General features: G+C 68.9%; 4 protein-coding genes and 1 pseudogene. 2 read left to right on the top strand and 3 right to left on the bottom strand.

From position 1 onward, the window contains the following. The first annotated feature begins 53 nt into the window (after window positions 1-53). Both ABW137_RS26250 and ABW137_RS26245 read left to right on the top strand, forming a co-directional pair. Window positions 54-491, top strand: coding sequence for a DoxX family protein (locus tag ABW137_RS26250; protein WP_526404394.1), 438 nt, complete (start codon window positions 54-56; stop codon window positions 489-491). A 137-nt stretch (window positions 492-628) separates the two neighbouring features. Beyond that, window positions 629-4,174: an Ig-like domain-containing protein gene (locus ABW137_RS26245; RefSeq protein WP_526404393.1), complete on the top strand. Its 3,546-nt coding sequence runs from the start codon at window positions 629-631 to the stop codon at window positions 4,172-4,174. A 35-nt stretch (window positions 4,175-4,209) separates the two neighbouring features. Here ABW137_RS26245 and ABW137_RS26240 read toward each other — a convergent pair whose 3' ends face one another. From ABW137_RS26240 to ABW137_RS26230, 3 genes and pseudogenes are all read right to left on the bottom strand, one after another. Next, window positions 4,210-4,845, bottom strand: coding sequence for a PaaI family thioesterase (locus tag ABW137_RS26240; RefSeq protein ID WP_526404392.1), 636 nt, complete (start codon window positions 4,843-4,845; stop codon window positions 4,210-4,212). Beyond that, on the bottom strand, window positions 4,842-7,817 hold the full coding sequence (locus ABW137_RS26235; protein WP_526404391.1) for a bifunctional [glutamine synthetase] adenylyltransferase/[glutamine synthetase]-adenylyl-L-tyrosine phosphorylase: 2,976 nt from the start codon (window positions 7,815-7,817) through the stop codon (window positions 4,842-4,844). Before ABW137_RS26235 ends, ABW137_RS26240 begins: the two co-directional genes overlap by 4 nt. A 56-nt stretch (window positions 7,818-7,873) precedes the next feature. Beyond that, window positions 7,874-8,230, bottom strand: a pseudogene (locus ABW137_RS26230) (glutamine synthetase); the annotation flags it as partial.

Below are 8,230 nucleotides of genomic sequence, written 5' to 3'. Positions count from 1 at the left end.
CGGTTCACAGCCCACGCCTATACGGACTGTGGTCCGAATAGTATCGTCAGAGCATGACGACGCAACTGGACACCAGACTCGCCGCCCTCACCACCCCAGCGCTGACCCTGTTCCGAGTGGTCTTCGGATTGTTGTTCTTCTTCCGCGGCACGATGAAGCTGTTCGGGTTTCCGTTCGGAGAGGCGATTCCCGTCGGCACCTGGCCGCTGTGGTGGGCCGGTCTGATCGAGGTCGTCCTCGGTGCGTTGATCACCGTCGGGTTGTTCACCCGCATCGCGGCCTTCATCGTCTCCGGCGAGATGGCCGTCGCGTACTTCTGGATGCACTTCCCCAGCGGTTTCTGGCCCTACCCGCAGCAGATGGGTGGCAACGGCGGCGAACCGACGATCTTGTACTGCTTCGGTTTCCTGCTGCTTGCCGCCATCGGCGCGGGCGCCTGGTCCGTCGACGGCGCGCGAGCCGGATCCAGGGGCGCATCACTTCGTAGGTGACCCGGCCGCGCAGGTAACTCGGCCACGCACGCGGCCCTGACCCCGGGATCGACCCCCAAAACGGTAGGGAAATCCCCGATTCCCGAGAACCCGAAGATCCGTAGCGTCAGTCTCGGCGCGACGTGGGGGGACGGTTCATGGGTTTTTCGAAGCGGGTGGGGGCGCTCGCGCTCGCCATCGGCGTCGGAGTGGGGCTCGCCACGTCGCCGGCGATCGCCGTCGCCGACGACACCGAATCGTCGGTGCAGCCGAATCCCCCCGCTCCCCCCGCCGACCCACCCGTGGACGTCACGCCGGCCTCGGTGGAGCCGGATGAACCCGACCCTCCCGAGCCGGACCCCGGCCCCACCCCCGACCCTCGCGACGGCATCGTGCATGCCGGCGGCGGTGCGATCGTGCGCACGGACAACGAGCCGGAACCGGAACCCCAGCCAGAAACGCCGCTAGAATCGCAGCCGCCAGCCGCCCCGACGACTTCGCTAGCCCCACCTCCCCCGCCCGTCATCGAGGTGGTGCAGCCCGAGGCGACGACACCCCCGAACCCGCCAGGACCCGCGACCGACCTCGGCGGCGCCAATCGCACCGCCACCGCCGAGGACGCGGCGGACGACGGCCTCACGGTCATCGTGATGCCTGCCGACCCCGGCCCCGCGCCCACGCTGGGATCGGCAGTGTTCCTCGAGGTGCCGACGATCAACCTGCGGACCGCCCCTCCCCCTGTCTTCGCCGCGCCGCCGACTTCGGACACCTCGCCAACCACCCTCGCCGCACCGGTGCCCGTGCCGTCGCTGCGGCAGATTCTGCTCGCACCGATTACGGCCTTGATGAATGGCCTCCTCGGAGCGCTCGGGCTCGGACCCGTCGCCCTGCCACCCGGGCCGCCGCTGACCCCGTTCCCCCTCTTCGAGATCGTGTTCGCCGTCTTCCGCCGGCTCGAGTCAACGGTGCAGAACCACACGCCGTCGGCAACCGTCACCACCGGCGACGTCGATCCCGACGGGGTGGACCCCGATGGTGACGCCCTCACCAACCCGACCGATCACTCGGCCACCGTCGCCGTGCTGACCTTCACCTTCACCGATGGCTACGGCGGTGTCACCACGCAGAGCGTCGCGGTCCCGATCGGCAAGCTGAACGACGGTCCGGAGGTGGCGTGCACGATCGGTGCGGTGGACGCGGCCACCCGGGTGGTCTCGGGAACGTTGACCGTGATCGATGCCGACGGTGAGCCGATCGCCTACGCGGCCCACGGTGCGGCCCACGGCGACATTGCCTTCGTCGACGGCACCTGGACCTACACCCCGACGGCGGCCGCTCTGCACGAAGCGGCCAGGACGACCGCCACGGCGGCGCAGACCACCGACACCTTCACCCTCTCGATCGACGACGGGCACGGCGGTGCCGTCGACGTACCGGTCAGCGTGTCGCTGCTGTCCCCCATCACCGCGCAAACCGCTGCGGTGCAACGGCTTTCGGCGGGCGGCGGTCCGTATTACGTCACCGTCGGTGTCGACGGGCGCTATGTGTACGTCTCCGACGTGCATGCCGCGACGCTCGGCGTGCTCGACACCACCACGGGCACCATCACCTATCTCGACACCGCCGCGCCGGTCGGGCGTTCGGTGTTGGCGGCGGGCGGCCGACTCGTCGCGGAGAACGGCAGCAACAGCACCGTCACCGTGGTGGACACCACCACCAACACCGTCGTGGCCACCATCCCGGTGGGTGGGTACGCCGAAGACCTGGTCGCGACCTTGCATGGAGCCCGCACCTATCTGTTCGTCCACACCCCGAACGACGAGTACGACCTCGCGGTGATCGATACGGCGACCAACGCCGTGGTCGGCAAGACGCACCTCGGTGAGAGTGCCGACCTTCCGGTACTCGGCCAGGACGGGACGAAGCTCTACTTCCGGGATTACAGCGGCAGCGGCGTCAAGGTGGTCGATACCGCCACGCTGGCGGTCACCGACTTCGCCAGGGGGGATGCGCTCGACTATCTCGACGCGCTGGCGCTCAGCCCCGACGGCAATCAGCTGTACGTCTCCACGACCTCCGGGCTGTACGTGTTCGACACACAGTCCGGCGCCGTACTCGAGCTGATCTCCGAGCGCGGCGGACCGTTCATCGTCCTCAGCCCCGACGGCTCCACGGTCTACACGACGCGATCCGACGGTTCCGCCCTGTCGATCATCGACTCGGCCACCTTCGACGTCACCGACGTCGCTGCGGGACCCGGTCCCATCAACGCCATCGTCACGCCCGACGGTCGTCAGGTCTTCACCCTGAACCGGGACGGCACCATCTCGGTCGTCGACACCGTGGCGCTGACCTCCGAGGTGATCGACGTCCACGGTGCGGACGACGACCTCTATCAGGTGGCGATCAGCCCGGACGGTCGACACCTCTACGTTCCGCAGTTAGCGACCGACACGCTGGCCATCGTCTCGGCGGGCACCGCGAACGTCGCACCGACGCTGACCGTTGACCAGATCAGCGATCCGGGCTCCGGCGGGGTGATCTACACCGTCACGGGTGCCGACGGCGACGCCGATGAATTGACCTATGCGGCAACACCTCTGGTGGCAGGCACCCTGACCGCGCTATCCGGCGGCAGCTTCCTCTTCGTTCCGGACCCCACCCAGCTCGGCCATCTGCCTGCGGGTGTCAACGACGTGCTGGCCATCACCATCAGCGACGGGCACGGCGGATTCACGACCGCCCGCGGCACCTACGACGTGGCCCCTTCGACCGAGATCTCGGTGGTCGCGACGGTCGACTTCGGTGGCGACGTTCGCAGTGTCGTCGTCACCCCCGACGGCAGCACCGCCTATCTCGCGGTCGTCGACCACTCCGCGAATCCCCGGATCGAGGTCGTCGACACCGCGACCGGCACGGTGCTGGCCATCCTGCCCTACGCCACCGCGCAGCAATATGGTCTGAGCCTCAACGCCGACGGTTCTCGTCTGCTGGTGAACGGCGCAAGGACCGTCCGGGTCCTCGACACCACCCATGCGTATCGGGAGGTGTTCGCCACCGACCTCAATGCCGAGTACGCGGTGCTAGATGCCGACGGGACGACGTTCGTCGCGGGCGGCCACCGCAACGCCTGGGTCTACGACGTCGACCCGGACGGCGAGACCTTCGGCGCGGTCCTGGCCACGATCCCGACCGGCGGCTACCCGACCGGTATGACGCGAGGGGCGGACGGCCTGGTCTACTTCTCGACCGGTGACTTCGTCGTCACGGCGGTCGACCCCACCTGCGGCGCGGTGGTCGCGAGGGTGCTGACGACCTCGGGAGCGTACAACGTCACCGCCGCGCCGGGTCGCGTCTACGCCACCCTCTACGGCACGTCGCTCGCCGTCATCGACACCGCCTCCAACACCGTGATCGCCAACCCGCCGTTGAAGGTTGGATCCGGCGGTCCCTACGCCACGGCCAACGCGGACGGCAGTCGGCTGTATCTGTCCCGCTTCACCGAAGGGCTGTTCTCGGTGTACGACCCCGCGGCCGACACGATCGTCGCGACGGTGCGAGTGGGCGACCCCCACCCGGGCGACGGAACCCAGGCTGCTGGTTACGTGAACGCCGCCGCGGTGAGCACCGACGGGTCACTGGTCGTCGTGCCGGTGGGCCGCTCCATCGTCATCGTGTCGACGGGACGCACCATCGAAAGCTGAGCAGTCTCAGGCCCGTCCTTCGTGTGCGTAGCACCTCACCCGGTTACTCGCGCCCACGCCGGCATGATGAACACCCCGTCGGCCTCCACGGTCCAGCCGTTCGCGTCGCCGAGGTATCCGCGGGCGTAGGTCTTGACGCCCTCGACCCGTTCGACGAAGGCCTCGGCGCGCACGTGTCCCAGCGGCGTACCGCGCAGGTAGCGCAGCGTGATGGTGCCGGTGAAGTTCGGCTTGGTCAGACCGTCGCTCGCCGCCTCGCCGAGCAGGTGGTCGAGGACGAGCGCGGCGATGCCGCCGTGCACCAGCCCCGGCGGCCCCTCGTAGGCCACGCCGAGGTCGAACTCGGCCCAGCAGCCACCGTCGTCCTCGTGGTGGATGTTCATCGGCGGGGCGATCGCATTGCGCAGTCCCACAGCGGGATTGGACCACGCAAGTGGCTTGCCGGTGCCCGCGTGCCGCAGCGTCGAGGTCTGGTCGCGTTGCACGCCGCGCAGTGACCGCGTGACGGCCTCGATGGCGGCCTGCGCCTGCTGCACGGTCGTGGCGTCGACGTCGGTGCGGATGCCTGCGTCGATGAGTTCGCGGACGGCGTTCGTCAGCGGCCCGTGAAGGTCCCGCAGCCGGTCGTACTCGTCGGCACTGATGACGTCGAACGGAAAGTCCGTGCTCATGCGCCGAAGATCTTCCGCACCACCATCTTCGCCCGGCGCGTCACGCGCAGGTAGTTGTCCAGGAATTCGCCGCCATCGCTGTTGGGCCAGCCCGCCGCCGCCGCCACGGCGTTCAGTTGACGTCCCGGCCCTGGGAGCTGGTCGGTGGGCTTGCCTCGCACCAGTACCAGTGCATTGCGGGCCTTGGTCGCCGTCAGCCACGCTTGGCGGAGCAGGTCCACGTCGCTCTCGGCGATCAACTCGGCGGCGCCGATGGCGTTGAGCGTGTCCAGCGTCGAGGTGCTGTGCAGCGACGGAATCTGATGGCCGTAGCGCAGTTGCAGCAATTGCACGGTCCACTCGACGTCGGCGAGTCCGCCTCGGCCCAGTTTGGTGTGGGTATTCGGGTCGGCGCCGCGCGGCAGCCGTTCGGCGTCGATGCGCGCCTTGAGTCGCCGGATCTCTTGCACCGCTTCGGGTGAGACGCCACCGGGTGGGTAGCGGGTCTTGTCGACCATCAGCAGGAACCGCAGCCCCAGATCCTCGTCACCTGCGACGCGGTGGGCCCGCAGCAGCGCCTGCACTTCCCAGGTCTGCGCGAACCGCGCGTAGTACGCCTCGTAGGAGGCCAGCGTGCGCACCAGCGGACCGCTGCGCCCCTCCGGCCGCAGGTTGGTGTCGACTTCCAGCGGCGGGTCGGCGCTGGGCGTTCCCAGTACCTTGCGCACCTGTTCGGCGATCGTCACCGACCACTTCACCGCCACCGATTCATCTGCGCCACCGCGAGGTTCGCAGACGAACATCACGTCGGCGTCGGAGCCGTAGCCCAGTTCACCACCGCCGAGCCTGCCCATGCCGATCACGGCGATTCGGGCGGGCGGACCGCTCGCTGGCGTGTTGGCGCGGACCACGACGTCCAGCGCCGCCTGCAGCACGGCGACCCACACCGAGGTCAGTGCCCGGCACACGTCGGTGACTTCGAGCATTCCGAGTAGGTCCGCCGAGGCGACGCGCGCAAGCTCGCGACGACGCAACGTCCGCGCGGCGGCGATGGCCTTGGCGGGCTCGGTCTGCCGACCGGCCGACGCGACCAGGGCTCGGGCCAATCCGTCGGGCTCCACCTCGAGCAACTTGGGACCTGCTGGACCGTCGGCGTACTGCTGGATGACCTCGGGTGCCCGCATGAGGAGTTCGGGGACGAACGCGGAGGTGCCGAGCACCTTCATCAGACGCTTGGCCACCGCCCCCTCGTCGCGGAGCGAGGCCAGGAACCAGCGTTGGTCGGCCAACTGGTCGCTGATCCGGCGGTAGGCCAGTAGGCCCGAATCGGGATCGGGTGTGTCGGAGAGCCAGTCCAGAAGCGTCGGCAGGAGGACCTGCTGCACGCGGCCACGTCGACCGCTGCTGCTGGTCAGTGCGGCCAGGTGGGTCAGGGCGCTCTGCGGTCCCTCGTACCCGAGGGCGGCGAGCTGACGTTCGGCGGCCGCGGGCGACATGCTCGCCGAGAACTCGACCGTTGGGCCGTCGACGGATTCGAGCAGTGGTTGGTAGAAGAGTTTGGCGTGCAGCCGCGACACGCGCAGGCTCTGACGCTTGAGTTCCTCGCGCAGCACGCCGAGCGCATCGTGCTGGCCGTCGGGTCGGATGTGCGCCGCGCGGGCCAGCCAGCGCAGCGCCTCGTCGTCGTCGGGTTCGGGAAGCATGTGGGTGCGCTTGAGCCGCTGTAGTTGCAAGCGGTGTTCCAGCAGTCGCAGGAATTCATACGACGCGGTGAGGTTGGCGGCGTCGTCACGCCCGACGTAGCCGCCGTTGCCCAGCGCACCGAGCGCGTCGACGGTCGATGCCACGTGCAGCGATTCGTCGTTGCGGCCGTGCACCAACTGCAGAAGCTGCACGGCGAATTCGACGTCGCGCAATCCGCCGGTGCCGAGTTTGAGTTCGCGGGCCCGCACCCCGGCTGGCACCAATTCCTCGACGCGCCTGCGCATCTTCTGGACCTCGGAGACGAAGTCCTCCCGTTCGCACGCCGCCCACACCATCGGCATCAGCGCGTCGATGTACTGCGCGCCCAATTCAGGGTCGCCGGCGGCGGGGCGGGCCTTCAGCAGCGCCTGGAACTCCCACGTCTTGGCCCAGCGCTCGTAGTAGGTCACGTGCGACTCCAGGGTGCGAACGAGCTGTCCCTGCTTGCCCTCCGGTCGCAGCGCGGCGTCGACCTCGAAGAACGCGTCACCGGCGAACCGCATCATCTCGCCTGCCACCCGGGTGGCGATCGCCAGCTCGTTCGGGGCCGTGTTCGCCGTGACGAAGATGACGTCGACGTCGCTGACGTAGTTGAGCTCGCGGGCCCCGCACTTGCCCATCGCGATGACCGCCAGCCGTGGTGGCGGCGTGTCCCCCTTGGCGCCCTTGCAGACGGTTCTGGTGGCAACGATCAGCGCCGCACCCAACGCGGCGTCGGCCAGGTCGGCGAGGTGGGCGCCGACCGTCGGGAAGGGCAGTACGGGCTCGTTTTCGACCGTTGGCGCCAGATCGAGCCCGGCGAGCAGGAGCAGCTGATCCCGGTAGAGAACTCGTAAGTCGTTGCAATCGGAGGACTTCTCCGCCAAATCGGCGAACACGTCGCGCAACTCGGTGGCCGACGGCAGCGCAGCCTTGCCTGCCAGCAGCTGCCAGGACCGCGGCTCGGCGACCAGGTGGTCGCCCAGTGCCGTGGATGACCCGAGCACGCCGAACAGTCGGCCCCGCAGTCCGCGGTCCTTCAGCAGGGCCCCGTTCAGCTCGTCCCAGCCGTCCTCGAGCGCGTCCGCCAGCCGCACCATGGTGCGCAGCGCGGTGTCGGCGTCGGGCGACCGGGACAGCGACCACAGCATCTCGACGTGGGCGTCGGTGTTCCAGCCCAACCGGTCCAGGTCAGCACGGGCGTTCGGCTCCACCAAGCCCAACCTGCCGACGCTGGGCAGCGTCGGTCGCTGCGTCGCTGGTTTGACCACGGCTCGACGTTAGCGCACTGGGCTCACGCCCAAGTGGCTCCTCTGCCACCACCGCCCTAGAGCCCGAGAGACGCCTTCAGCTCGTAGGGCGTCACGTGGCTGCGGTAGTTCTCCCATTCAGCCCGCTTGTTGCGGAGGAAGAAGTCGAAGACGTGCTCTCCCAACGCTTCTGCGACCAACTCGGAGTTCTCCATGTCGGACAGCGCGACGCCGAGGCTGCCGGGCAGTTCCCGGTAGCCCATCGCGCGGCGTTCCTCCGGCGTCAGGTTCCAGACGTTGTCCTCGGCCTGCGGCCCGAGCACGTAGTTCTTCTCGACGCCGCGCAGGCCCGCTGCCAGGAGGACGGCGAAGGCGAGGTACGGATTGCAGGCCGAGTCGGGGCTGCGAACCTCGATGCGCCGCGAGGACGCCTT

Source organism: Mycobacterium sp., from assembly GCF_040509115.1.
Taxonomy (GTDB): Bacteria; Actinomycetota; Actinomycetes; order Mycobacteriales; family Mycobacteriaceae; genus Mycobacterium.
Note: the sequence above shows the minus strand (reverse complement) of the source record. Positions and strands in the feature narration are given on the sequence as shown.

Coding starts and splice junctions, on each gene's coding strand:
- ABW137_RS26250 (WP_526404394.1), top strand. CDS start 54: ATGACGACGCAACTGGACACCAGACTCGCCGCCCTCACCACCCCAGCG.
- ABW137_RS26240 (WP_526404392.1), bottom strand. CDS start 4,845: ATGAGCACGGACTTTCCGTTCGACGTCATCAGTGCCGACGAGTACGAC.
- ABW137_RS26245 (WP_526404393.1), top strand. CDS start 629: ATGGGTTTTTCGAAGCGGGTGGGGGCGCTCGCGCTCGCCATCGGCGTC.